Annotated in this window: 14 protein-coding genes; 5 read left to right on the forward strand and 9 right to left on the reverse strand. The window is 45.1% G+C overall.

All coding sequences use genetic code 11. The features are described from left to right. Positions 1-3 precede the first annotated feature (3 nt). From ACLI09_RS11830 to dnaA, 3 genes are read right to left on the reverse strand one after another with little or no spacing between them, the layout of a single operon-like run. Positions 4-717: an SAM-dependent methyltransferase gene (locus ACLI09_RS11830; RefSeq protein WP_411419834.1), complete on the reverse strand. Its 714-nt coding sequence runs from the start codon at positions 715-717 to the stop codon at positions 4-6. After that, the gene (locus ACLI09_RS11835) at positions 717-1,184 is read right to left on the reverse strand and encodes a low molecular weight protein-tyrosine-phosphatase (RefSeq protein ID WP_411419835.1); all 468 of its coding nucleotides are present in this window, start codon (positions 1,182-1,184) and stop codon (positions 717-719) included. Before ACLI09_RS11835 ends, ACLI09_RS11830 begins: the two co-directional genes overlap by 1 nt. Beyond that, the gene (dnaA, locus tag ACLI09_RS11840) at positions 1,184-2,611 is read right to left on the reverse strand and encodes a chromosomal replication initiator protein DnaA (protein ID WP_411419836.1); all 1,428 of its coding nucleotides are present in this window, start codon (positions 2,609-2,611) and stop codon (positions 1,184-1,186) included. The genes ACLI09_RS11835 and dnaA overlap by 1 nt, the downstream gene beginning before the upstream one ends. A gap of 191 nt (positions 2,612-2,802) precedes the next feature. Between dnaA and ACLI09_RS11845 the strand changes: the two genes are divergently transcribed. Then, positions 2,803-3,201 (forward strand): acyl-CoA thioesterase, encoded by a 399-nt coding sequence (locus ACLI09_RS11845; protein WP_411419837.1) that lies wholly within the window; start codon positions 2,803-2,805, stop codon positions 3,199-3,201. A gap of 78 nt (positions 3,202-3,279) precedes the next feature. Here the strand turns inward: ACLI09_RS11845 and ACLI09_RS11850 are convergent, their stop codons facing one another. After that, positions 3,280-3,882 carry an IMPACT family protein gene (locus tag ACLI09_RS11850; protein WP_411419838.1) on the reverse strand — a complete coding sequence of 201 codons (603 nt, stop codon included), beginning with the start codon at positions 3,880-3,882 and terminating at the stop codon, positions 3,280-3,282. A 78-nt stretch (positions 3,883-3,960) separates the two neighbouring features. On the opposite strand from ACLI09_RS11850, the gene ACLI09_RS11855 reads away from it, so the two are divergent. After that, complete coding sequence (locus ACLI09_RS11855) at positions 3,961-4,389, forward strand: hypothetical protein (protein WP_411419839.1); 429 nt, start codon at positions 3,961-3,963, stop codon at positions 4,387-4,389. A gap of 37 nt (positions 4,390-4,426) precedes the next feature. Here the strand turns inward: ACLI09_RS11855 and ACLI09_RS11860 are convergent, their stop codons facing one another. From ACLI09_RS11860 to ACLI09_RS11880, 5 genes are all read right to left on the reverse strand, one after another. Then, positions 4,427-5,347 (reverse strand): DUF7003 family protein, encoded by a 921-nt coding sequence (locus ACLI09_RS11860; RefSeq protein WP_411419840.1) that lies wholly within the window; start codon positions 5,345-5,347, stop codon positions 4,427-4,429. Positions 5,348-5,601: 254 nt separating this feature from the next. Continuing rightward, positions 5,602-6,699, reverse strand: a complete 1,098-nt coding sequence (locus ACLI09_RS11865) for a glycoside hydrolase family 5 protein (RefSeq protein ID WP_411419841.1) — start codon at positions 6,697-6,699, stop codon at positions 5,602-5,604. A 113-nt stretch (positions 6,700-6,812) separates the two neighbouring features. Then, positions 6,813-11,978: a beta strand repeat-containing protein gene (locus tag ACLI09_RS11870; RefSeq protein WP_411419842.1), complete on the reverse strand. Its 5,166-nt coding sequence runs from the start codon at positions 11,976-11,978 to the stop codon at positions 6,813-6,815. Positions 11,979-12,347: 369 nt separating this feature from the next. Continuing rightward, positions 12,348-14,666 carry a T9SS sorting signal type C domain-containing protein gene (locus ACLI09_RS11875; RefSeq protein ID WP_411419843.1) on the reverse strand — a complete coding sequence of 773 codons (2,319 nt, stop codon included), beginning with the start codon at positions 14,664-14,666 and terminating at the stop codon, positions 12,348-12,350. A 242-nt stretch (positions 14,667-14,908) separates the two neighbouring features. Beyond that, complete coding sequence (locus ACLI09_RS11880; protein ID WP_411419844.1) at positions 14,909-20,014, reverse strand: beta strand repeat-containing protein; 5,106 nt, start codon at positions 20,012-20,014, stop codon at positions 14,909-14,911. Between the two features lie 578 nt (positions 20,015-20,592). Between ACLI09_RS11880 and ACLI09_RS11885 the strand changes: the two genes are divergently transcribed. From ACLI09_RS11885 to ACLI09_RS11895, 3 genes are read left to right on the forward strand one after another with little or no spacing between them, the layout of a single operon-like run. Further along, positions 20,593-21,795, forward strand: coding sequence for a sensor histidine kinase (locus ACLI09_RS11885; protein ID WP_411419845.1), 1,203 nt, complete (start codon positions 20,593-20,595; stop codon positions 21,793-21,795). A 31-nt stretch (positions 21,796-21,826) separates the two neighbouring features. After that, positions 21,827-25,411, forward strand: coding sequence for a response regulator (locus tag ACLI09_RS11890; RefSeq protein ID WP_411419846.1), 3,585 nt, complete (start codon positions 21,827-21,829; stop codon positions 25,409-25,411). Positions 25,412-25,426: 15 nt separating this feature from the next. Continuing rightward, complete coding sequence (locus tag ACLI09_RS11895) at positions 25,427-25,792, forward strand: response regulator (RefSeq protein ID WP_411419847.1); 366 nt, start codon at positions 25,427-25,429, stop codon at positions 25,790-25,792. Positions 25,793-25,799: the final 7 nt, after the last annotated feature.

Raw genomic sequence — 25,799 nt, forward strand, 5'->3', positions numbered from 1 at the left:
GCTTTAAAACCTGTGTACTATAAAAATAGCCGGCCTGTTGTGCAGGTCAGGCTGTTCTTTTTTCCACTGGGCTACGGTGCGGGTTTTAATAAGCTCGGTAGGCAGGGTAATATCGGCGGCTATGCACAGATGTGTATTGGGTTGCAGCAATACTAAAAGATCGTCGAGCAGGCGGTTGTTACGAAAAGGCGTTTCTATAAAAATCTGGCTCTGGCTTTTTTCCTGGCTCAGTTTTTCAAAGTTTTTAAGGGCAGCTTTCTTATCGCCTTTGTCTATGGGCAGGTAGCCGTTAAAGGCAAAGCTCTGGCCGTTCATACCGCTTGCCATCATGGCGAGCAGTATAGAGGAAGGGCCAACCAATGGCACTACCTGAATCCCTTTTTCATGCGCCAGTTTTACAATCGCGGCACCCGGGTCGGCTACGCCGGGGCAGCCGGCTTCGCTCATCAGGCCCACATTTTTGCCCTCCATGCAGGGTTGTATAAAAGCGGTGTGTTCTGATGCCAGTGTATGCTTATTCAATACCGACAGCTTTAAATCAGGCTGTTTTTTGGTAGGGAGTATCGCCTTTATAAACCTGCGTGCGGTTTTTTCATTCTCTACTATATAGTAATCTATAAACTCAATGGAGCGTGCCACAGTTTCAGGCAAAACATCTTTTGGGTTGGCATCATCGCCCAGGGGAACAGGAAGGAGGTATAGTTTTCCGGCGGGCATTAGCGGTGTAGTTTTATCAGTTTTTCGGCAACCAGGGTACAGGCTTCGTCCAGCATATCATATACATTTTCAAAACCCTCCTGGCCGCCATAGTAGGGGTCGGGCACATCTACTTTCTGCCCGGGAAATATCTCGTCCATCATCAGTTTTACCTTTGCTTTGGCAGCGGCATCGGGTGCCAGCGCCGTAACGTCGCGCAGGTTACTGCTGTCCATCACATAAATATGGTTAAACTCGGTAAAGTCAGATTTTTTTATTTGTCGGGCACGCTGACGGCTTATATCGAGCCCGCGCCCTTTTGCGGTACTAACAGAGCGCCTGTCCGGCCCATCTCCGGCATGCCAGTTTCCGGTACCGGCGCTGTCTACTAAAAATTTATCAGCGGGGAGCTTAGACTGCAGTATACCTTCCGCCAATGGCGAACGGCAGATGTTGCCCAGGCAAACCATCAAAATCTTTACGGGCATTACACAGATAGTTTCTTGTTGATGTCGTCTACAAATTTGCGGAACTGCTTATCGGTGCTTACCAGGTTATCTACCGTTTTACAGGCATGGAGTACCGTGGCGTGGTCGCGGTCGCCTATTTGCGAACCGATGTTCGCCAATGACGCCTTAGTGAACTTTTTAGCAAAGAACATGGCAAGCTGCCTGGCCTGTACCACATGGCGTTTGCGGGTCTTTGACTTAAGCGTTTCAATATCAAGCTGGAAATAATCAGATACTACTTTTTGAATGTAATCGATTGAAATCTCGCGTTTGATGTTTTTTACAAACTTTTCTACCACCATTTTGGCAAGCTCAAGGGTTACCTCGCGGTGGTTGAATGACGACTGCGCTATAAGCGATATAATGGCGCCTTCAAGCTCACGCACGTTACTTTTAATATTGCGTGCTACATACTCTACAATTTCCGAAGGCATTTCTACGCCATCGCGGTATAGTATATTGTTAAGTATAGAGATGCGCGTTTCATAATCCGGCTGGTGCAACTCTGCTGATAAGCCCCATTTAAAGCGGGAAAGGAGGCGCTGCTCAATGTCCTGCATGTCTACCGGTGCTTTATCTGAAGTAAGGATAACCTGTTTGCCGTTTTGGTGCAGGTGGTTAAAGATGTGGAAAAACACATCCTGTGTGCCGGTTTTGCCGGAAAGGAACTGTACATCGTCTATAATAAGCACGTCTATCAATTGGTAGAAGTGTATAAAGTCGTTACGGGTATTGCGCTTAACTGAGTCGATATACTGCTGGGTAAAAATCTCGGCAGATATATACAGTACGGTCTTATCAGGGTACTTGTCTTTAATCTCAATGCCTATGGCATGTGCGAGGTGGGTTTTGCCCAAACCTACACCGCCAAAGATAAGCAGTGGGTTAAACGATGTACCCCCCGGTTTGTTAGCCACTGCCATACCTGCCGAACGGGCAAGGCGGTTAGCATCGCCCTCAAAAAAGTTATCGAAGCTGTAATTTGCGTTAAGCTGCGATTCTATTTTAAGGTTGCGTATGCCGGGTATAACAAACGGGTTTTTAAGCTCGGGGTTTTTGTTCTGAAGCGGAACGTCTACCTCCTGTGGTTTTACAGGGGCGCGCTGGGCACTGGGCAACTGCTCTGTAAAGGGCTGTTTGTTGCCATAAGTGTTCTCCATTTTAATTTTATAGAGTAACTTAGCACCCGTTCCAAGTTCTTTGGTAAGGGCCACTTTAAGCAGCTTTACATAATGCTCTTCAAGCCACTCATAAAAGAATTTGCTGGGCACCTGGATATACAGTGCGTTATCTGTTAACTCTACTGCCCTTATCGGCTCAAACCAGGTTTTGTAGGCCTGATCCTGAATATTGTCTTTTATAAATAGCAGACAGTTTTCCCATACCGATTGCGCAGTTTTTATCATATATCCTGACTATTAGGTGTTTACTCTTAGTTGTTATTATTGCCGGAATTAACAGGTAATCATTCCGTTTCGGGAGAACAAATATGGATACAATTTTCCTCAAAAAAAAACTTTGGGCATATTGATTATTATAAAAAAAAATTGTAAGTATCTATAACTTAAAATTAGTAAAAAATTAACATTAAAAAAATATGAATTTTCACGAATTTACTGTACGTGTCCGCTATGCTGAAACCGACCAAATGGGGGTGGTATACCACGGAAATTATGCAGCATACTTTGAGATGGGACGGGTGGAATGGCTTAGAAACCTGGGACTTAGCTACAAGGAGATGGAGCAGGCAGGCGTGATGCTCCCCGTAGTATCGTTAACTATGAATTATAAAAAACCGGCCCGTTATGACGATTTGCTAACCGTGCGTACCATACTGAAAAAGCAGCATGGCGTTAAGATAGAATTTGACTACGAAATATACAGCGAAACAGCAGAGTTATTAACAACGGGCTACTCTATGCTGGTGTTTGTAGACATGAAAACGGGCCGCCCGGTAAGCCCCCCGGACTATGTGAAAGAGAAGCTTAATTTTTAGTTTCACGTTTCAAGTTTCACGTTGTTTTTAAAGTTGTTTATGTACCCAGAACGGTCAAAAAAAACCTGAAACCTGAAACTATTCGACAGAAACAGTATAAAGACTCTCAAACGCCTCAAGTACCATTGGGGCGTTTTTTTTGCGGGTGGCGACTACAATTTCGCAATCCATTTCCATTTTTTGGGAGATAATTTCCAGATTTTTTTCCTTAATTATCCGCATCACTTTGTTCATGTCCACATACCCGAATTTTAGCGTGTAGTGCACATCAATCGTCTTCTCAATAATTTCAGATGCCTCTAAAGCCATTTGTGCCGAAAGCCGGTAGGCTGCTATTAATCCGCCTACGCCCAGCTTTACCCCACCAAAGTAACGTACAGAAATAACCAGCACATTAGTTACCCCAAAGCTTTGTATCTGCCCGTAGATGGGTGCGCCTGCGGTATTGCTGGGTTCGCCGTCATCATTAGCGCGGTAGTAGACATTTGGTTCGGTACCCAGCTGAAAGGCATAGCACCAGTGGCGCGCCTGCGGATGCTGCTTTTTTATATCAATGAGCAGTGCTTTTACTTCGTCTTCGCTTGCAACAGGGTAGGCATAACCAAAGAACTTACTGCCCTTTTCTTTAAAAAGCGTCTCTTCTCCGGGTGCTGAAAGTGTTTTGTAGGTGTCGTTTTGCATGCAGCGGCAAAGGTAGGGTAAGTATTTTTAATGGAAAAATCCTTATCTTTATCCTTCAAACAAACGATATACCAATTTATGAAAACAATTTTTAAATCTGCCATTATAACCTTCTTCGCTGCCATCTTACTTACCTCGTGTGGGCAGGAAAAGCCTAAAGAACTCTACTGCGGCATAAGCATGGGTGCCTTTGAGGTACTTGATGCCAAAAAAGCCGCCGAAAATTTCAGCTATACCGATGCAGATAAAACGCTACTGGCCGATGTTACCGCTATGGTTAAGGCCTTTGCCGGAGAAAATCCCGCCGAGGTATATTTCTTCCAGAAGGATGATACCTCGATAGGGATATATATTGTAGCCCCGGATGATAAGGCACTTGTTGAAAAGATAAGCTGTGGCATATTAAACAGTACCCTTGCAAACCTGCCTGATGCGCGTAAAGTGGTGTTTTATACTAATGACCATAACAACCTCGTGGCTGCGATAAAGAGTAAGCCTAAGGAATAATTGAAATATACAACTGTTATGTTATGAGGTCATTCATTTAAAGACTGCCCGAATCCGGCCAGTTTTTCCAATGGGTATTGGGTTTTAAGGTAGGTTTATAAAGAGCTGGGTTATTTTGCGAAATTACTTTTGCAATGAGCTGCCAGGTTTCATAAGAAGAGGGGCGATTGTTCGCATAATTCTCGTCATTCAATTTTTCTGATTCCTTATTTTGTTCTTCCATCAATTTCAGGAAATCGTCCAGGCTCATTCCATTTTGCTCCATTAAAGCCTTGTTGAACTCATAAGTTTTTTTAAGGTTGTCTTCCGGAAAAATTATTACAGGCCAGTTATGGTCCTTGTGGTACCACTCATCGAGCACCAGTATTTTTTTAAGGTCACCATGTATGCATTTATATAATTCGGCATCTGTTGCCCTGAAAAAATCACTGTATTGTAACATTGCAAGTCGCGCTGCCTCTCCAATACTAATTTCTCCGGGTTCGAGTTCACCTAATTCAATACCTGCATTTTTGTAAGCAGCTCTATCATGCGTAAGTGGTACCTTTTGGTCGCGCACCAGCCAGAATTTCGCATCGGGCTTTAATACCTCGCCGTCTGTAGTTGCTTCATGATTTTCAATATCTATCGGATAAACAATTTGAACGTTAGTCACATTTCCGTTTTCCTCTTCAAGGTTTTTGAGGCAGTTGCCGTAGTAGTAAATTTCAAGTTCTACATAACCGCCTCTGGGGTTATAGCCCAATTTTTCTGCTGCTATTGCCCATTCGGCATTGTCAGACCTAAACACGTTTAGCCTGCAATCTATAAGATAGGAGTAGGGATGCCCTAACGGAATGAACCATGAGTAAGTTCCGCTGTTGCTATGGTCTAAAACATCTAATATTTCTTTTTCGGGAATTGTATTTTGTGCCTGCATAAAAACAGAAAAAAATAAAAAGTATAAAATTGGTTTCATAGTTGTTATTACTATCCCAAATATAAAAACAAAAAACCGGAACATTGATGCCCCGGTTTTAGATATATCAAAATGAAATAGTTGTTACTCTACTTTCAGCCCAAGGCCTTCAATATAGCCTTTGTTCTGGAAACAGTTTTTGTACAGGCTGTTTTCTAAAAAGCCGTTTAGTGCTTGCTGTACCCTTACACGGTCGGGCATATTAGCGCGAATCTTTTCAAAATTACTGCGGTCGCTGGCGGCATAGTCGGTAATCAGCTTGTAATTTTCGGCTGGCTAAAGTTCATGATGCCACGGGTGTTGTCCATCTTTTTGTATGGCCAGTAGGCCCAGTTAATTTGGTTCTTGTTGAGAAGTAGCGTAAAATCCTTAACCCATTCATCGGTATTTTCACCGGTTTCGCCTATATATATGGGCACGTTGTGGGTGTCGCGAAAGTCAACATACTTTTGTATGGCCTCCTGGTTAACATCAAACCAGTATTTGTGGAACTCATATACTACATTATCATCCAGTATTTCTTCAAATACCCCAAAGTCGCCCGCCCATACCGAGCCGTTCAGGTAAATTGAGTGCTTGTTATCTACCTTCCTTATATCGGCCACCATGCGTTTGTACAGTAAAAACAGGCGGTGGTTATAATCGGGAATTTCCTTAAGGAAATAGTGTGCAAACGGTTCGTTTACCACATCATAGCCTAAGACTATTGGGTCGTTCTTGTAACGTTCGGCTATTTTAGTCCATATGCTGCTCATTTCGTCCTGGCTCGTTTTGCTAAAGTACAGCCACGGATAGCCGGCGCTGTCGTCTATGTTATCGCCTGTTTGCCCGCCGGGTGCGCAGTGCATATCCAGCAATACATACAGGTTTTCCTGGCGGCACCAGCCTAACACGCGGTCAAAATATTTAAAGCCTGCGTTGCGCTCGCCCATATAAAGTTCGTCGGTAAAAAGTTTGTAGTGAAACGGCAGCCTTATGTGGTTGCAGCCTATACTCTTAAGGTACTTAATATCGTCGTGCGTAATGTAGTTATCCAGGTATTTGTGCCAAAATGCGGCGGTGCTGTCCGGGCCTATCATTTCTGTCAACAGTTCGTTTATTTTGGTGGGCGAACTCACCTGGCCGGTTTTAAACATATAGCCTTCAGGCACCAGCCAGTTGCCCAGGTTGGTACCCTGTAACGTTATGGGTTTACCCTGCGCATTTAAAATTGCGGTGCCGTTTGTTTTAGGCACCCGTGTGGTGTTATTTAAATTGCTGGTTTTAGTTGATACAGGGTCATTATACCCGGCACATGAAAACAACAGGGCGGCACATGCCGTTGCCAGCCCCGCAATAAATTTTGTAGACATAGATGTTTGAATTTTTGGAGGTGCTAAGATAGACAATAAACCCCATAAACGTAAAAATCCCCTACAGTGTTAATGCTGTAGGGGATTTACTGTAAATATTTGGGGTATTTTCTTTAGAAAACTATCTTCTTAGTAACAGTACCTTTATCAGTAGCTACTTCTACAATAAGCACCTGCTGTGCTGCGGTAAGGTTGTTTATAGCAGCTTCTGTAGCATTTATTTTATCGGCGGCATACAGTTTCCTGCCGCGGATGTCAAATACGTTGATGCTACTTATTAGCGCTACGCCACTGTTGATGTTTATAGTGCCGGCATTTTGGTACACAATAACGGTGTTGGCATCAAGTATCGGGGTATCTGTACCTAACGCGGATGTAGTATACACCACCTCAAAGCGGCCTTCAAACGTGCCCGCCTCGCTGGTAAAGGTATAATTACCCAGTTCCATATCGCGGATAATGCCTTCGGTGTTATCTTTAAGGTATATTTTCTGTCCGTTTGCAAATACACCATCGGTATGTGATATTGCTATGGTAAAGCTGCCTGCTGTAGCAGCAGTAAACCCTACAGGTACAACATCGGTAACATCAAACTCCGGCCTTGCCTGTATAGCAAGCGGGGTGCTTTCGGCAAGTGTGTATAACGAAAGCCCCGGTTGCCCCAGTTTTTTACCGTCATAGCCATAGTCAAGGCCTAAGGTGCCCTGGGGTGTATATACAACCGACATCTGGCTTGCGCCGCCTGCCGGTGTAGTTACCCTCATCCTGTAGCGCGAGGCCTGGCTGATGCCGGTACGGAAGAACGCCTGCCCGCCCGTTGCCGGTGCTGCCTGCCTCATATCGTTGTTAAAGGTAATCACGGGGTTTTCCGGTGCGGTAGCGGCTGTTTGTACTATAAAGCCCTGTGCAGGTGCAATGGCCCAGTTGTTTTCGTTGCCTGCAGCATAATATTGCCCGTTGTTCTGGCCTCCGGTATTGTTGGTGTCGTTATCGCCGGTATCATTGGCATTAAAATCGGCCAGTGTCAGGGTGGCATACGAACCCGTATCCCCGGCGGCATTGTTTCTTTTCCTCCAGAAGTACAGCGCGCTGCCCTGGTCTATCACACCGCTGTTTGTAGAATAGAAATCGGCCAAATTAATAGGCGAGGGGTAAGGGTTGCCTATCGCGGTATAGCGGGGGCCCACGTTGTATAGCGGGAAGGTAATATTGCCTGTATTAGGCGTACCTTTAAATACACCTTCAAATATATAGTCGCCTGTACCTTCAACATATTGGGCCGGTGTTGTAGTGCCGTTGCTTCCTGTAACGTCAGAAGTTATAGTGTTGGGCATACGGATAAGGAAACTCTTACCACGGTTTTCGGTAGTAAATGATGTTGTAAGCGGGTCTACCGGGTAGTAGCCTGTAATTTCGGTAGCGGATGATATGTATTCATAAAAGCGGTTGTTAGACGTGCCCATAGAGAACACACGCAGTGTTTGCCCGGTTGTAGGGGCGCTCCATAGCGTATAGTCAAGCCTGTATAATGGGTTGCTTTTCTTAGTAACAGTTATAGCTCCGGTGTTGGTGGCAGTGCCTGCGGCAGTTTGTACCAGGGCGCCGTTGTCTTCAACATGAAAATTATCAACACCTGCATTGTTTACCAGGCTGCGCGCTACTGTAAGGGTGCGGTTAGATGGTACGGTTACACTGGCATTGGCCTGTACTGTAAGGTCGCCTATGGTAAGGCCGGCAGCCGGGGTAATGTAAGGTGCGGCTACGGTACCGTTATCAGCAGCGGTAGGGGTAACGCCTCCTGTCCACTGTGTGCCATTCCAGGTAAGGTTTTTACCCGTGGTAACAGTAATAGGGTTACTATTAGAGCTGGTTACCGTTGTAGTATAGGCATCGTTAACCGCTTTTACACGGTATTTATATTCAGTACCCGGTGTAAGTGTTGCAAGCGGCAGGCCTACAATTTGCGATGTACCTGTTATGTCGGTATAGTTGGCTATGCTGGTTTCTGAACCTACTGTATGGTCTATCCTCACTTCATCATAAGCTACGGCTCCGGTAATTTGGGCAGTTACTTTTATTTTAACATCATTGCTGGTTTCATTTACTGTAACTTCAAATGTAGCAGGATTACCCGAGGAAACTGATAAATTTTGTACCAGTACTGGCGCCCCTCCATTTACAATTTTCTCCACTTTCAGGCCTATTGGACTTGCTGAAACTGTTTTAGCCTTGAAGCTTAAAAAAGTTATTTTGTCGTATGAAGGTGTAATAAAATAACTTGCAGACCTTGTTTGAAGCGATTTATTGCCTTCAATTAGGTAAGTAGTGCTTGCGTTGTCTCTTCCTTCGCTTATTACCCATGTACCTGTGGCAAGTGTATATTCATAGGGTCCAGCTGTAGTAGGATAGGCTGATGCAAGTCCAGTCTCAAAATACTCAGTTGTAGTAGTAGCTGTTTCTGTTCCCTGGTATACCTCTAAATTATAGCTTGTAGCGTTTGCCACAGCATCCCAATTTGCCACAAAACTGGTTGGCGCAATTGCAGTAGCATTAGTGGCTACAGGTGCAGCAAGCGTTAATGCAGGTGTTGCAATGCTTGCTGCGTTGGTAGTACTGTATCTGGTACCGGTAGCATTAGTAGCGAACGCCTTATAATAATAGGTAGTACTTGGGTTAAGCCCGGTAACGGTTACCGAGAACGCGCCGCTGCCGTTACTATTATTTCCGGCAACTATTGTACCGGTATTGGCGTTTACGCTAGCCTGGCTGGTGCCGTATATAATGCCATAGGCTGTTATAGCACTGCTGCAATTGTTTACTGTGGCAGTTGCGTTTACTGTAAAAGTATTAAAAGTAGCAGTGGCGCCCGTTACCGAAACCGCAGGTGCTACAATAGCCGTACCCGTGCCGCTAAGGCTGCGTGTAGCGCTGTTGCTGCCCGATGTACTGCTGGTGGCCGTTACAACAGCCGACCTTGACCCACCTGCAGATGGGGTAAAGGTTACTAAAAATGTTGCGGTACCGCCGTTAGCAGCTATAGTTGTTGATGATAACGCGCTTACCGCAAATTCTGTTGCACTTCCTGTAGTTACCGCTACGTTAACGCCACTGGCATCGGCGGTTCCTGAGTTTGTAATAGTATATTCTATTGCCGTACCCGCAGTTCCTACACATTGTGTGCCGTGTGCCTGGGTGCCGGTTATAGCAAGTAGTGGCGCCACAACAGGGCCATACCATGGGCTAAAGGTTTCTACGCCTGTGGTGGTACCTGTAGCAGCTACGGGTACTACGCTAAAGCGTATGTATTTGCCAAGCTGTACGCTGGTAGGTGTAAATGCGCCTGCCGAGGCTCCCGGGATAACAGTCGCGCCTGTACCCTGGTCATCAGTTGCGGTATACCATTTATATATTGATGCACCTTGTGGGTCGCCTTCATAATCTTCATAATCATAATCACCTACTATTTCGGTTCCTAACGCAATCGGCGAGCCGTTAGAAATTATTACCAGTGAGGCAACCGGCGCCTGGTTAGTAACGTTTCCGCTAACGGTAACCGATGCTGTGGCACCGCCGCCGCTAATATTTATTGTCTCGTTGTTATAGCTGGCATCAGCTAAACCTGCCTTAAGCCTTACATATACTGGTGTAGATGTCAAGGTTGCGCTGGTATAAGGTATGGTAACACTTGCACTAAAATCAGTACTCGTTGTAGTTAACGATACTTGATAATTAGCCGGGGCAGTAACGGTAATATCGCCTGGAGCACCGGTAAGCACACTGCCGCTTACGTTAAACGACTGGTAGGCAGAGGGGCCGTTACCGTTAATGTAAGTAAAGCCTGTAAGTGATGTAGGAGTCGCAGCAAGAAATGGCGTATCCTGGGTAACACTGATGTTACCATTGGCAGGTGTAAAAGAGTAATTTGTTGCAGATAAACCCGATGTTACCGGTGTAATGGTAGCAACGTTTGTACCGGCATTGGTAGTAGTAGTATAGGTAGTGGTATACGTAGCTGAGCCGCTTATAACCGACTCATCCTCACCGTTTACAAAACCGGTAGGCACATAGCTTCCCGCGCCTGTAACGGTAGCTACAGGCGTGCCGTAAGATACAGTCTGGTCATTGGCGGTAATGGTTAGTGCTTTTTTAGCTACTGCGTTGCTCGTAGAAGATGTAGTGCTTACATTTACGTTTGACGAAGCACCGCCGCCCGAAAGCACCGCTACTACAGCGTTGTTATAAGTACCGGCAGCTTTAGTAGCTGCAAAACGGAAATATACAATAGTGCCGCTTGCTACAGAAATAGCAGATGATGAAAAGTTGGTTGTTGAACTGGTGGAAGCCTCATAGCCAAGTTGTGGCGTTACAGTAATATTGCCTGTTAAGTTTGTTCCCGATATGGTAGCTTGTCGTATAGTTGTAGAAGCCGTGCCGTATGTGGCTGTTAACGTGCTGTTAAGGGTAGCGGCTGTAAGGGTAGGGGAGTTGGCAGCCCATTGCGCATAAAGCGTTAGGGCATTGTTAGGCATTGCAAATGTGCTTGAAGCAGCATAACTGGTTCCGGTTCCATTTGCTGCAGTATTCCATCCGGTAAAGCTATAGCCCGATTTAACTAATGTTCCGTTAGTTGCCGCTGTAACTGTAGCTCCGCTAAAATAGTTGTTTGCATCTGTAGGTACGCTTCCTCCTGTACTTGAATTACCATTATAGGTTACTCTAAATGTTTCCCTGTATAAATAAATAGGATTCTGTCCACCACTGTAGCAGCTAAACAACGAACTAGCACTGTTATACCTCATTATTTTATTTGTAGTGCTACCTGTTGCAGTAATTACTGCCGCATTACTGGAAAAGGTGATGGTCCATAATCCATTAGCATTGTTGGTAGTTTGTGTTCTAAGGTAATTACTGCTACTGCTCGCGGCATAAAGATACCCGGCATATAATGGGTCAAATAAACTCCATGCTCCTGATGAACCTCCAAGTGTAAATTCGTACCCTTTAGCGGTGTCACCTGTTGCTGTTGCTACTGTTGTATTAACTAAAGATGAACTCACACTTACTGTTGCGGATGCTTCTGGCCGGTTATTCGTGTTCTGATAACTCAAAATATACGCAGTAGCGCCAGTACCACTAAGGATAACATACTTTGATCCACTGGAAAGTTCAGCAGTTGAGGTGACTAATTTGTAAGTCTTCTGCCCCCATGTGACATTCACGCCCAGCAGCATCACCGCCAGTGCGAAAATCTTGATTAAATACGGTAATAATTTTTGCATAAAATAAGCAATTTTTTCTTTTTTTGAGATTCAAATACATTTTAGGATGCAAATGTAAATCAAAAACTATCACAAAATGTGCATTTTAACGTCAAAATATTACATTTAAACGTTATTAAATTGTTATGCCAAAAAATTATCGTATAAACAAAAAAACCTCCCTTTTTTAGTAAAAAGGGAGGGAGCCGCTAAACCACACCTTACCTTAATTTAAGCGGCTAATTAGTTTTTGGGGACGGTGCGTCAACACCTAACTTGCAGTAAGTTTTGTATATATACGTAGCAGGAAAAGTTTTGGTTTTATAAAGTGAAAATTTCCCTTACAAAATAATATTTATAAGGGAAATTTAACTTGTTTTATATTATAAATCAGAAGATTATTTTTTTGTAAACTTTTCCTTTATCAGTAGCTACTTCAACAATAAGCACCTGCTGTGCTGCGGTAAGGTTATTTATAACAGCTTCTGTAGCATTTATTTTATCGGCGGCATACAGTTTCCTGCCGCGGATGTCAAATACGTTGATGCTGCTTATAAGCGCTGCGCCACTGTTGATGTTTATGGTGCCGGCATTTTGGTACACAATAACGGTGTTTGCATCAAGTACCGGTGTGTCTGTACCTAACGCGGATGTAGTATACACCACCTCAAAGCGGCCTTCAAACGTGCCCGCCTCGCTGGTGAAGGTATAGTTACCCAGTTCCATATCGCGGATAATGCCTTCGGTGTTATCTTTAAGGTATATTTTCTGTCCGTTTGCAAATACACCATCGGTATGTGATATTGCTATGGTAAAGCTGCCTGCTGTAGCAGCAGTAAACCCCACAGGTACAACATCGGTAACATCAAACTCCGGCCTTGCCTGTATAGCAAGCGGGGTGCTTTCGGCAAGTGTGTATAACGAAAGCCCCGGTTGCCCCAGTTTTTTACCGTCATAGCCATAGTCAAGGCCTAAGGTGCCCTGGGGTGTATATACAACCGACATCTGGCTTGCGCCGCCTGCCGGGGTAGTTACCCTCATCCTGTAGCGCGACACCTGGCTGGTGCCGGTGCGGAAGAATGCCTGGCCGCCCGTTGCCGGTGCTGCCTGCCTCATATCGTTGTTAAAGGTAACTACGGGGTTTGCCGGTGCGGTAGCGGCTGTTTGTACTATAAAGCCCTGTGCAGGTGCAATGGCCCAGTTGTTTTCGTTGCCTGTAGCATAATATTGCCCGTTGTTCTGGCCTCCGGTATTGTTGGTGTCGTTATCGCCGGTATCGTTGGCATTAAAGTCGGCCAGTGTCAGTGTAGCATACGACCCTGTATCCCCGGCGGCATTGTTTCTTTTCCTCCAGAAGTACAGCGCGCTGCCCTGGTCTATCACGCCGCTGTTTGTAGAATAGAAATCGGCCAAATTAATAGGCGAGGGGTAAGGGTTGCCTATCGCGGTATAGCGGGGGCCCACGTTGTATAGCGGGAAGGTAATATTGCCTGTATTAGGCGTACCTTTAAATACACCTTCAAATATATAGTCTCCTGTGCCTTCAACGTATTGTGCCGGGGTTGTGGTGCCGTTGCTTCCTGTAACGTCAGAAGTTATAGTGTTGGGCATACGGATAAGGAAACTCTTACCACGGTTTTCGGTAGTAAATGATGTTGTAAGCGGGTCTACCGGGTAGTAGCCTGTAATTTCGGTAGCTGATGATATGTATTCATAAAAGCGGTTGTTAGACGTGCCCATAGAGAACACACGCAGTGTTTGCCCAGTTGTAGGGGCGCTCCATAGCGTATAGTCAAGCCTGTACAGCGGGTTGCTGTTTTTAATAACGGTGATGGCTCCGATGTTAGTGCAGCCATCGCTTTGAAGCAGCGCGCCGTTATTGTAAATTACAAAGCTGTTTGCAGCGGCATCATTTATAAGCGCTGTTTGTGTGGTGAGTGTACCACTGCATAAAATCGTTCCGCTGTTAGTAAGCGTACCGGTAACGGTAAGTGATGCCCCTACATCTATAACCAGTTGTGCCCCGCTGTTTATGGTAAGTGATGCTATTGTCTGGTTACCTGATATTTTTAAGGTGCCGTACTCTGCCACTACAATGCCGGTAAGGGTGGTAGTGTTAGTAAGTTTAAGTATAGTGTTGTCTTTTATATGGATGCTGCCCGAACCTTCAAAATTACCACCCAGGGTTAGGGTTTTGCCGTTATTGCCATAAATGTTTACGTTACGGCCAAAGCTGTTGACCTGCCCGTTAATGGTAAGGTCGCCGTTAATGGGGTTAAATTCTGTATCCGCATTAAGGCTTATTTGCACATTAATGGTATGGTTTACTGCTGAATAATTCTCCATCTTCGCAATGGCGTTAAATGGGTTTGGCTCAAAAAATATTTTTCTGCCTGTAGATGTATTTATGGTGCGTGATACGGTACCGGGGTCAAAAAATATTTTGTTCATGCTAAAATCATCCGAGGAGTTTAGGTTCATTACGGGCTGGTTTGCATTGTCAAAATGTATGTAATGCTTAGCAAAACAGTCGGGCCTTTTGCGGAAACCGCCCCATGACGAGTAATACCAGTTACCATCGCCGCTGGGTTCGCAGGTACTGCCTGATTCCCAGTTGTTATTAGGAGCCTCGTTTCGCCAGTATATATTTACCTGCGCTGTTACATTATGTAGTGTTGTAAGTAATAAAAAAAGTAGTAGTTTTTTCATAATGGATAGTTGTAAGTTAATATTTGATTAACATAAGACGGCATAAAACTACAGGTTATTTGGCTAATTGCAAGCACTATAGCGTTTTCGTAATTACCTACAACGTTTGCGTGTTGATAAGTTATTAATTATATAATAATTTTTAGCTATAAATTTTATCGAATTGATATTTTATAAACGTAAAAATCCCCTACAGTGTTAATGCTGTAGGGGATTTACTGTAAATATTTGGGGTATTTTCTTTAGAAAACTATCTTCTTAGTAACAGTACCTTTATCAGTAGCTACTTCTACAATAAGCACCTGCTGTGCTGCGGTAAGGTTGTTTATAGCAGCTTCTGTAGCATTTATTTTATCGGCGGCATATAGTTTCCTGCCGCGTATGTCAAATACGTTGATGCTGCTTATAAGTGCCGTACCACTGTTGATGTTTATTGTGCCGGCATTTTGGTACACAATAACGGTGTTGGCATCAAGTACCGGGGTATCTGTACCTAAAGCTGATGTAGTATATACTACATCAAAGCGGCCTTCAAACGTGCCCGCCTCGCTGGTAAAGGTATAGTTGCCCAGTTCCATATCGCGGATAATGCCTTCGGTGTTATCTTTAAGGTATATTTTCTGTCCGTTTGCAAATACACCGTCGGTATGTGATATTGCTATGGTAAAGCTGCCCGCTGTAGCAGCAGTAAACCCTACAGGTACAACATCGGTCGCGTCAAACTCCGGCCTTGCCTGTATAGCAAGCGGGGTGCTTTCGGCAAGTGTATATAATGAAAGCCCCGGTTGCCCCAGTTTTTTACCGTCATAGCCGTAGTCAAGGCCTAAGGTGCCCTGTGGTGTATATACAACCGACATCTGGCTTGCGCCGCCTGCCGGTGTAGTTACCCTCATCCTGTAGCGCGACACCTGGCTGATGCCGGTGCGGAAAAATGCCTGGCCGCCCGTTGCCGGTGCTGCCTGCCTCATATCGTTGTTAAAGGTAACCACGGGGTTTGACGGTGCGGTAGCTGCTGTTTGTACTATAAAGCCCTGTGCAGGTGCAATGGCCCAGTTGCTTTCGCTGCCTGCAGCATAATATTGCCCGTTGTTCTGGCCTCCGGTATTGTTGGTGTCGTTATCGCCTGTATCGTTGGCATTAAAGTCGGCCAGTGTCAGTGTAGCATACGACCCTGTATCCCCGGCGGCATTGTTTCTTTTCCTCCAGAAGTACAGCGCGCTGCCCTGGTCTATCACACCGCTGTTTGCAGTATAGAAACCGGCCAGGTTTATAGGCGAGGGGTAAGGGTTGCCTATCGCGGTATAGCGGGGGCCCACGTTGTATAGCGGGAAGGTAATATCGCCTGTATTAGGAGTACCTTTAAATACACCTTCAAATATATAGTCGCCTGTACCTTCAACATATTGAGCCGGTGTTGTGGTGCCGTTGCTTCCTGTAACATCTGTAGTTATAGTGTTTGGCATACGGATAAGGAAACTCTTACCACGGTTTTCGGTAGTAAAGGATGTTGTAAGCGGGTCTACCGGGTAGTAGCCTGTAACTTCGGTAGCTGATGATATGTATTCATAAAAACGGTTGTTAGACGTGCCCATAGAGAACACACGCAGTGTTTGCCCGGTTGTAGGGGCGCTCCATAATGTATAGTCAAGCCTGTATAATGGGTTGCTGTTTTTAATAATGGTTATAGGAGTGTCATTAACGCCTGTTCCCCTTTGTATAATGGCGCCGTTGTCTTCAACAACAACATTATCAACACCTGCATTGTTTGTTACCGCGCCAAACAGGGTAAGCGTGGTATTAGGGTTAACTGTAAGGGCAGATCCGGCATTTATGGTAAGGTTATTGGCTATAAAACTGCCATTTGTTGCAGTATCATAATCAGCGTCAATTATTACGCTTATGGTATTATCCGGTGTTACGTTTGGTACCCAGGCGGCGGGGGTTCCGGTCCAGGTTACTGTGTCAGGCCTTGTAGTAGCAGTTATGGTATTAGAGTTTTCAGAAGTATTTGTACTGCTGTATGCCCTCACCCTGTAGTAGTAGTTAGTACCCGGTGTTAAGCCTCCCGGTATGCTAACCGCCTGCGTGGTGCCTGTTACTGCAAGGTCATTATAACCCGTTATATAGTTTGGTACAAAGTTGCCCGTGTGGCTGCCTAAAGATGTTGTTGTGTTGGTAAAAACATCCCATTCAGTAGCAAGTGTAGGAAATCCGGTTCCGGTAGGATCTACAGTTACACCACTGTAGACAGTAGATTTACGCACTAGTGTTTTGTCTGCAGTTGAATAGCCACCGGCAGCGGTCCATGCTGTGCCGGGGTCTTCACCAATGTTACCGAAAATATCAACATTACTATCAGTAGAGATTTTATATAGTACGATGGTATCATCTCCGTTAAAATTTACAGGGCTAAGCGATGCAGCGGCGGGATATCCGGTAGCGCTTCCGTTTCTGTAAACTGCAGTTTGGCCATTTTGAAGTGTTCCGCTAAGCTGTACATCGTTTGAACCTGGTGAGGCTATTGTCGAAGCACCATTTACATATAACCTTAACCTATAGTCAGACAGGTTTATAGTATGTCCTGTTCCATTATATATTTCAACATATTTTTCGGAGCCCGTAGCGCCCTCTGTATACTCAGAGAAAAACAAATCGGTAGCAAGGTTACCTGTGCCAAATGCAGCTAATGTGCTAACATCAAGGCGGTACCCGGTAGCGCCGGTAACAGCCTGCCAGTTTGCGGTAAATGATGTTTGTGTAACATCTGTTTCTTCAGTTGCAACCGGTGCTACAAGCGCCTCAGTAGTAAACGACAGCTGGCTGCCGTAGTGGGTGCCTGCACCATCCGTTATAAATGCTTTGTAGTAGTAGGTTGTGTTAGGCGTAAGCGAACTGATAGCCGCGCTAAAGGTACCTGTAGTAAAATTGCCGGCAGTAACCGGGGTTCCGGCGCCGTTTGCAAATCCGGAAGTGGTGCTGTACTCAAAACCGTATGCGCTGAATAACGAACAGGCTGTTGCAGCACTGCCGTTTAGGGTAGCAGCTACAGAGGTTGTTCCGGTAGCGGCAATCGTTGTTACAGTACCGGGTGTATTAATACCTTCTCCCGTAGTGGCAAGGTCCAGCACGGCAGTGCTGTTTGCATCCTGTCCGGCTACCTGTATGGTACCGTTATGTGATTGTACCGCTGTAGGCGTAAGGCGTGCCCACACGGTTACTTCGCTGCCGGTAAAGCCAGGAATGGTGAGTGTGCTTGTGTAGCTACCCGTTTCGGTAAGCGAGTACGAGTAACCTTCCAGCGCGGCAACATCTAATGTGGCAGTACCGCTAATGTTAGTACCGGTAAAGCTAAACGAACCCGTAGTATAACTGTAAAGGCATATACTGCCAAAGTCAAGCGAAGCCGATGTAAGTATCAGCGACGGCACTGTAGATTCGGCTGTGGTACCTGCCGCTGTGGCGCTGTAATCCGTAAGGTCGCCTAGCGTGTTTTGCGCACGCACATCAAATGTATAGGTAGTTTCAGGCGCCAGGCCGGTTACGGTTACGGTAGTACTGCCCCATTCTGCAACCGTCTGGAAAACTTCGGTATTGTTAACACTGCCGTTTGCCTGTACAAAATAATTGGTATATATGCCTCCGTTTATCCTTATGGCATATTTGGTAGCCGCGTTGTTACCGTTTTCAGCAAGGGTAACATCCAGTGTGCTGCTTTGCGGGTTGCTTACCGTGGGGGTACCAGGTGCGTAAGCGCGTGTTGTAAAGCTGTATTCGGTACCATAAGCGGTGCCGTTTTCATTTTCGGCGTAGGCCCTGTAGTAGTAAAGCGTATTTGATAAAAGCGGGCTAAGCGTGCTGGTAAATGCGCTGCTGCCCGTGCCATCGTCAGTTTTTGTGGTAAGGGCGGTAGTAGGGTTTGCTGCTGTATCCCATACCACGCCTTTGTGCGACACAGTGCCGTTAGCGTATGGAATGCTACCACCGGAGGTCGCCGAAGTAATGGTGCCTGTAGTGGTAACTACCTGTGTAGTGGTAACTGATGGCGCAGATAAGGCCGCGGTAAAGTTTTTTACATAAAAAGAAGAATACCCCCCGCTACTCGTGCCGGTATATTTTAACCCGATATGCACATTTTCAGTTGCCGGTACAATAAGGCTGCCGGTATTTACAAATGATGGTGATACAGTGGCTGTTATAGAAGTTGCCGGAAGCCATGTAGCTGTAGAAGGCGGGCTATAACCGTCATAATTTGTAGAATAAAGAACCTGGAGGGCATCACCTGTAAAAGGTACCTGGTAGTCAAAAGATATGGCCATACCATTTGTAACGCCCGTAAGTTTAGGTGATATAAGCCACGATTCTACCGATGGGCTTACATTATAACCGTTAGCAGAGGCGCCGTTTGCATTGGCCAGCCAGGGTCTATTGCCGGTAACGGCTTTATTAGTCCATGAACCCAGGGTATTTGTAAACGCCTCGCTGTAGGGCAGGGCGGCAGTGGGTGGCGTAGTTATGGTAATGGTTTTGCTGGCCACCGCGCTATCGGTAAGGCCGCTGGCCACCGCTATTGCTTTAATAGTGCTGGTAGCGTTTATGGCGAATGGCACGGTGTAGGGTGTTGAACCTGTTGTAGGGGTTGAGCCATCGGTGGTATAGTATATACTGGCGCCGGGTGTAGTGGTAGAAAGCGTAATGCTGGCCGTACTCCAAAAAGTATCGGTACCGTTAGCGGTGCCAGAGGCTGTTATTTCGGGGGTTATAACCTGGCCGGGGGCGGAAGCAAGAGATACTGATCCATTAAAAGTAAAGTCGTTGATGCTGAAAGTGTTTCCGGCGGCTCCAGCTCCCCATGCATAAAAACGAAACGTTATTGCACTTGTAAGATTTTGATAATTCGTACCGCTTAAACTTATTGTAGCTCCGGATACGGTAGGAGTGCCTATATTCGATGTATATCCGTCCAGGCTTGATCGAAACGCAAATGAATTTATACTTGTATTACTTGCTTGTGCTGTATATACAAAGCTGGTTAAGTCAATTTCATATCCGCTGCCGGGCGTGAGTGTAAATTCAAAGTACGCTGTTAAATCAATCGAAGCAGTATTCCAGCTATTAGCATTGTAACGATCATTCGCACCAGATCCGGTAATTCCGGTTCCCCTGCTTATACCGCTTACCGTAATGTTGGTATCTTTTACATCACCAGTAGTAAAGGGGTTTGCCGTATTAGGATTTGTGCCTGTAATAGGATTTGTCCATATTGATTGCCCCCAGGATGCTATGGAGAAGAAAAGCATCAGGACAAGCAACAGTGTGTTAAAATTTTTAAATTGTAAGTTTTTTACCATTTTTTGCAGTGTTTAGTTTTTAATCTTCTTCAAAAAAATGCATAATGTGCGTTTTTTACAAAAATAGAGGATATGTAAATAGGTTTTGTAAAATGTTTATTATCTTTATGTTAACTGATAATTTGCTATTTTTTAACATTTGAAATTATGTATTTAATAATTTAATAATCGAAAATGACGAAATTTGTGTTAATGTTTTATTAAACTGCTTAAAAGTAATTCAGTCATAGGCATTTATCTACCTCTCTTCTTGGGTTATAATTAATAAGAAATTACATTTTTTTCTATTTAAATTCTTTTGTACTTAACAGACAGATACTCCGTTATTACAAATATTACTTACATTTCGCTTTGTAGTACTCCATTGTAAGCTTCTGCATTCCCAACTTTTTAAACATAGCTGTGTGGGATTAACATACTTTTAACAACTCTTTTTTTACTTTTGGTGTCGTGGGGAACAATTATAGAAAAAATAGATATTTTACCGCTCAAGCCATTACCTGTACAAACCGATTTTTTAATAAAAATCGATGTATGGCAAATATTGTCATTAACCTTACCTTATCCTGCCCTGAGCCATGATTTTAATAGTTGACGACCAAAAGGAAAATATACTCCCCTTAAAAAAAATATTGCAGCTGCACGGCCTGGAGGCAGATTTTGCCGAATCCGGCGAAGAGGCCCTTATAAAGATACTTAAGGCTACCTATTCGCTTATAATACTCGACGTGCAAATGCCCGGTATGGACGGCTTTGAGGTTATGGAAATAATGGCAGGCAGCCTGCGCACTAAAGAAATTCCCGTTATATTCCTTTCAGCCATCAGTAAAGAAAAAAAATACATATTTAAAGGCTATGAAACCGGCGCGGTAGATTATATAACCAAGCCCGTAGACCCTGACCTTTTGATACTTAAGGTGAAAACCTTCCTGAAGCTGTATGAGCAAAAGCTGGAGCTGCGCAACATCCGCGATATACTGAGCAAAGAAGTAGAAATTCGTAAAGAGGCGCAGGACAACCTGGAGGCAAAAGTAGAGGAACGCACGCGCGAGCTTGTAGCCAAGAACGAGGAGCTGGAGCTGCGCAACCATGAGCTGCAGCAATTTAGCTGGGTGGTATCGCACGACCTTAAGGAGCCGCTGCGCAAAATAGAAATGTTTACCAAGATACTTAAGGACCGGTATATAGAAAGCGCCGAGGCCGAAGACTATATAAACCGGACGATACGCTCGGCAAACCGCATGGGCAAGCTCATTACTGATTTGCTCGATTATTCGCGCCTCTCCAGCAATGTGGTGCCCGAGGCCACCGACCTTAACAGGATAGTAGATGAGGTAATAGCCGATTACGACCATATTATTGAAGAAAAGCAGGCTACCGTAACCCGGCAAAGCCTGCCTGTAGTAAATGCAGTGCCCAGCCAGATAAGGCAGCTCTTTCAGAACCTGATAGGCAACTCGCTTAAATTTTCGAGAGATGGGGTGCCGCCGGTAATTACAATAAGCAGCGAATACAGTATGGAAAAGAGCTTTACCAGCCCGGCCGTGGGTGCTGGCAACTATTGCCGTGTAACCGTAAAAGACAACGGCATAGGCTTTGACGAAAAGTACCTTGACCGTATTTTTATAATTTTCCAGAGCCTTAACGACAGGCAGGCCTATGAGGGCACCGGCATAGGCCTGGCTATTGCTAAAAAAATACTCGAAAAGCACGGCGGTATAATTACCGCCAGCAGCACATTAGGCGAAGGGTCGGGCTTTACATTTGTACTTCCCGCTTAAAAATAAAAACCAAAAACACCTGTATATCTAAATGAACACAAATTTTAGAAGAAATTTATTAGTAGGTTTCAGTATCTCGTTCCTGATACTTATTGTAACTTCTGTAATGTCTTTTATTAGTATAAGAAACCTGCTCGACAGTAATAAGTGGGTAGACCATACCCAAAGGGTTATTTACAATCTTAATAACGGACACCGGGTAATTATAGAGGCGCAAACCAGTATGAGGGGCTACCTGCTTACCGGGCGCGAAGAATACCTGGGGCAGTACAGCAGCGCAGAGCAAAAGGCCGACTCATTTTTTAATGAGGTGGAAAACCTTACGCTTGATAACACCGTGCAGCAGCGCAACCTTGCAAAGCTGAGTACCCTGCGCGCGGCATTTTTTACCTACCTAAGAGACCGTATAGAACAAAAAAAGCGGGGCAGGGAAATATTTGCAGACGACCTTAACCGCGGGAGCGAACTTATGGCAGACATGCGTAACATTCTTTTGCGTACTGAAACCGAAGAAACAGCCCTTTTAAAACAGCGCACCGAAACCAGCAGTACTTATGGCAGTTACAGTATGATACTTATTGTGGGTGCCGCATTAATATCTTTACTAATAAGCGGTTTTTATTTTACCCGCATCATGAACGATTACCGCCAGCGTGCACTCCTGTTAGAAGAACTTCGTAAAAAAGATAAGGAAACTGCAGACCGCATTAGCGCCATAAGCAGCATAGCAGAGCAAATTTCGGCGGGTGAGTATGATATCCGCGTAAACGAAAACGAGAATGATGCCCTGGGCAGCGTTAGCTTTTCCCTTAATAATATGGCAAAAGCATTAAAAAAGTCATTTACTGTACTTTCAGACAACGAGTGGGAGCAAACAGGCATTGCAGAACTTAATAATGTAATGATAGGCGAAAAATCGTTAGAACAACTATGCAGGGACGTTGTAGATTATGTGGCAGGCTATACCGCCGCAGACGCTGCCGCTGTATATGTAAATGAAAACGACCTGCTGCAATTTGTGGGGGGCTATAGCTTTGTACCTGCAGATGACGCCCGTGTTATAAGGCTGGGCGACGGCATTATAGGACAGGCGGCATTGTCTGGCAAAATGCTGCAGATAAAAGATGTAGACATAGAAAATGTGTTTGTGTCTTATACCCTTGGCCAGCTAAAGCCCACTCATATTATAGCGCTGCCGCTTACAGATAGTGTTGTAGAAGGTACCATGGGTCTTATAAGCGTTAAAGGTTTTAGCCCCCGCGAGGTAGAATTTATAGAGGCCATAGCCGGCAATATAGGTATAGCGCTAAGGGCGGCACAAAACCGCAAGCGTGTACAGGAGCTGCTTGAGGAAACGCAGGCACAGGGCGAAGAGCTGAGGGCGCAGCATAGTGAACTTGAAGGTATGAATGCCGAACTTGAAACCCAGACCGAAAAACTACAGGCAAGTGAAGAAGAACTTCGGGTACAGCAGGAAGAGTTACAACAAATTAATGAGGAGCTTGCAGAGCGCAGCACCCTGCTGGAAGAGCGCAACCTTGAGATACAAAAAAAATCGGAAGACCTGGAAATCAGCACAAGGTATAAGAGTGAGTTCCTTGCAAACATGTCGCACGAACTGCGTACCCCATTAAATTCTATACTGTTATTAAGCAGGTTATTAAGCGAGAATACCGAAGACAACATGAGTAACGAGCAGATAGAGTTTGCACGTGTTATAAACAGTTCGGGTAACGGGCTGCTGGGCCTTATTGACGAGATACTTGACCTTAGTAAAATTGAGGCCGGTAAGATGGACCTTGAGTTTGCTGATGTAGCGGTTAATGAAATTACCGATAACTTAAAAGGTATGTTCTCGTTGCTCGCCAGGGAAAAAGATATAGCATTTAACATAGACGATAAAAATGCGCCGCTGGTACTAAAAACCGATAAAATGCGCCTGGAGCAGATATTAAAGAACCTTATATCAAACGCCATTAAATTTACGGCAGAAGGCAGTGTAACGGTAGAAATAAAGAAAGACCCGGAGAATGCCAAGCGGGTATCTTTTACGGTAAGAGATACCGGCATAGGCATCCCACGTGAAAAACAGCCGCTTATTTTTGAGGCCTTCCAGCAAGCGGACGGCTCTACCAAACGGAAATATGGAGGCACCGGGCTGGGCCTTAGCATAAGCCGCGAACTTGCAAAATTGCTTAACGGTACTATAACACTGCAAAGCGAACCTGATAAAGGTAGCGCATTTACGCTAACCATACCCATATACAGCAGTGTAGCTACCCAGCCGGTAACAGTTTCCCAGGTTTACCTTAGCGGTGAGCAAACTGCCGCGCCGGCGGTGCAGGACGAAGAAGAAAGGCATCCGGCATATAGCTACCTTAGTAGCGCCATACCCGATGATATTGATGATGACCGCGACACACTTGCAGAAGGCGACAAGACGATACTGATTGTAGAAGACGACGTAAATTTTGCTAAAACCTTATTAGACTTTGCCCGCAAGCGTGGTTATAAAGCCATAGCTACAGTGCGCGGCGACCAGGCGCTTAACCTTGCCCTGGCCTACAAGCCGGTCGGCGTACTGCTTGATATAGAGCTGCCCGTTAAGAGCGGCTGGGAAGTAATGGAAGAGCTTAAGGGTAATAGCAACACCAAGCACATTCCGGTACACATTATGTCTTCGCACAAACTTAAAAAGGAGAGCATGCTTAAAGGCGCGGTAAACTTTCTGGATAAACCTGTGGCATACGAGCAGATACCCGACGTGTTTAAGCGTATAGAGCATTTTGTAAACCGCGAGGCGCAAAAGGTGCTTATTATAGAAGATAACCCCAAGCACGCGCAGGCACTTGCCTTCTTTTTAGAGTCTTATAACATCAATTCAGAAATTAAGAGCGAAATAAACGATGGGGTTGATGCCCTGCAACGCACCGGTGTAGACTGCGTTATACTTGATATGGGCGTGCCCGACAGGCAGGCCTATGACATACTGGAAAGCGTAAAGCAAACCCCGGGGCTGGAAAACCTTCCCGTAATAGTATTTACCGGCAAAAGCCTCTCGATGAAAGAGGAATTGAAAATCAAAAAATATGCAGACAGCATTATTGTAAAAACAGCCCATTCTTACCAGCGTATGCTTGATGAGGTATCGCTGTTCCTGCACCTTGTTGAAGAAAACAAAAACAAGGAGGCTAAGGGCATTAATATTAAAAAGCAGGGCCCGCTAAACAATATCCTTAGCGGTAAAACGGTATTGGTGGTTGATGACGATGTAAGGAATATTTTTTCGCTTACCAAGTCGCTTGAAGCCCATAAAATGAACGTTATTACGGCCATTGACGGCAAAGAAGCCCTGGGGATGCTGGAGCAGCACCCCGAAGTTAACGTGGTTTTGCTGGATATGATGATGCCCAATATGGATGGCTATGAAACCGCCACCCGCATAAGGCAGAATGAAAAATTAAAAGGCCTTCCGGTTATTGCCGTTACCGCTAAAGCAATGACGGGCGACCGCGAAAAATGCATTAACGCGGGGGCGAGCGACTACATTACAAAACCGGTAGATATAGACCAGCTATTGTCGTTATTACGTGTATGGCTTTATGATAACCAATAATCGGCAAGAAAAGAAATGGACAAGAAGACAGTTTTGATTATTGATGATGACTCTCGCAACATATTCGCGTTATCGGCAACGCTCAGGGTAAAAGGCTTTAACTGCCTCTCCTGCCTGGGCGCCCAGGAAGCCATAGATTTGCTTAAAAGCGACAGTCCCGTAGACGTAGTGCTTATAGATATGATGATGCCTGACATGGATGGCTATGAGGCCATTCCGCTTATAAAGGCATTAAGCAATCGTCAGGATGTACCGGTAATTTCAGTTACGGCACAGGCCATGGTGGGCGACCGCGAAAAGTGCATTGCCGCCGGGGCAGACGGTTACATATCTAAGCCTATAGATGTAGATAAATTAATGACGGTACTGAACGCCCTTTAAAAACAGC

Source organism: Flavobacterium sp. RHBU_24 (genome assembly GCF_046613695.1).
In the GTDB taxonomy this organism is placed as follows: domain Bacteria; phylum Bacteroidota; class Bacteroidia; order Flavobacteriales; family Flavobacteriaceae; genus Flavobacterium.

What these genes read in the sequence shown, in the direction of transcription:
- ACLI09_RS11830 (WP_411419834.1), bottom strand. Translation starts at nt 717, where the DNA reads ATGCCCGCCGGAAAACTATACCTCCTTCCTGTTCCCCTGGGCGATGAT.
- ACLI09_RS11835 (WP_411419835.1), bottom strand. Translation starts at nt 1,184, where the DNA reads ATGCCCGTAAAGATTTTGATGGTTTGCCTGGGCAACATCTGCCGTTCG.
- dnaA (WP_411419836.1), bottom strand. Translation starts at nt 2,611, where the DNA reads ATGATAAAAACTGCGCAATCGGTATGGGAAAACTGTCTGCTATTTATA.
- ACLI09_RS11845 (WP_411419837.1), top strand. Translation starts at nt 2,803, where the DNA reads ATGAATTTTCACGAATTTACTGTACGTGTCCGCTATGCTGAAACCGAC.
- ACLI09_RS11850 (WP_411419838.1), bottom strand. Translation starts at nt 3,882, where the DNA reads ATGCAAAACGACACCTACAAAACACTTTCAGCACCCGGAGAAGAGACG.
- ACLI09_RS11855 (WP_411419839.1), top strand. Translation starts at nt 3,961, where the DNA reads ATGAAAACAATTTTTAAATCTGCCATTATAACCTTCTTCGCTGCCATC.
- ACLI09_RS11860 (WP_411419840.1), bottom strand. Translation starts at nt 5,347, where the DNA reads ATGAAACCAATTTTATACTTTTTATTTTTTTCTGTTTTTATGCAGGCA.
- ACLI09_RS11865 (WP_411419841.1), bottom strand. Translation starts at nt 6,699, where the DNA reads ATGTCTACAAAATTTATTGCGGGGCTGGCAACGGCATGTGCCGCCCTG.
- ACLI09_RS11870 (WP_411419842.1), bottom strand. Translation starts at nt 11,978, where the DNA reads ATGCAAAAATTATTACCGTATTTAATCAAGATTTTCGCACTGGCGGTG.
- ACLI09_RS11875 (WP_411419843.1), bottom strand. Translation starts at nt 14,666, where the DNA reads ATGAAAAAACTACTACTTTTTTTATTACTTACAACACTACATAATGTA.
- ACLI09_RS11880 (WP_411419844.1), bottom strand. Translation starts at nt 20,014, where the DNA reads ATGGTAAAAAACTTACAATTTAAAAATTTTAACACACTGTTGCTTGTC.
- ACLI09_RS11885 (WP_411419845.1), top strand. Translation starts at nt 20,593, where the DNA reads ATGATTTTAATAGTTGACGACCAAAAGGAAAATATACTCCCCTTAAAA.
- ACLI09_RS11890 (WP_411419846.1), top strand. Translation starts at nt 21,827, where the DNA reads ATGAACACAAATTTTAGAAGAAATTTATTAGTAGGTTTCAGTATCTCG.
- ACLI09_RS11895 (WP_411419847.1), top strand. Translation starts at nt 25,427, where the DNA reads ATGGACAAGAAGACAGTTTTGATTATTGATGATGACTCTCGCAACATA.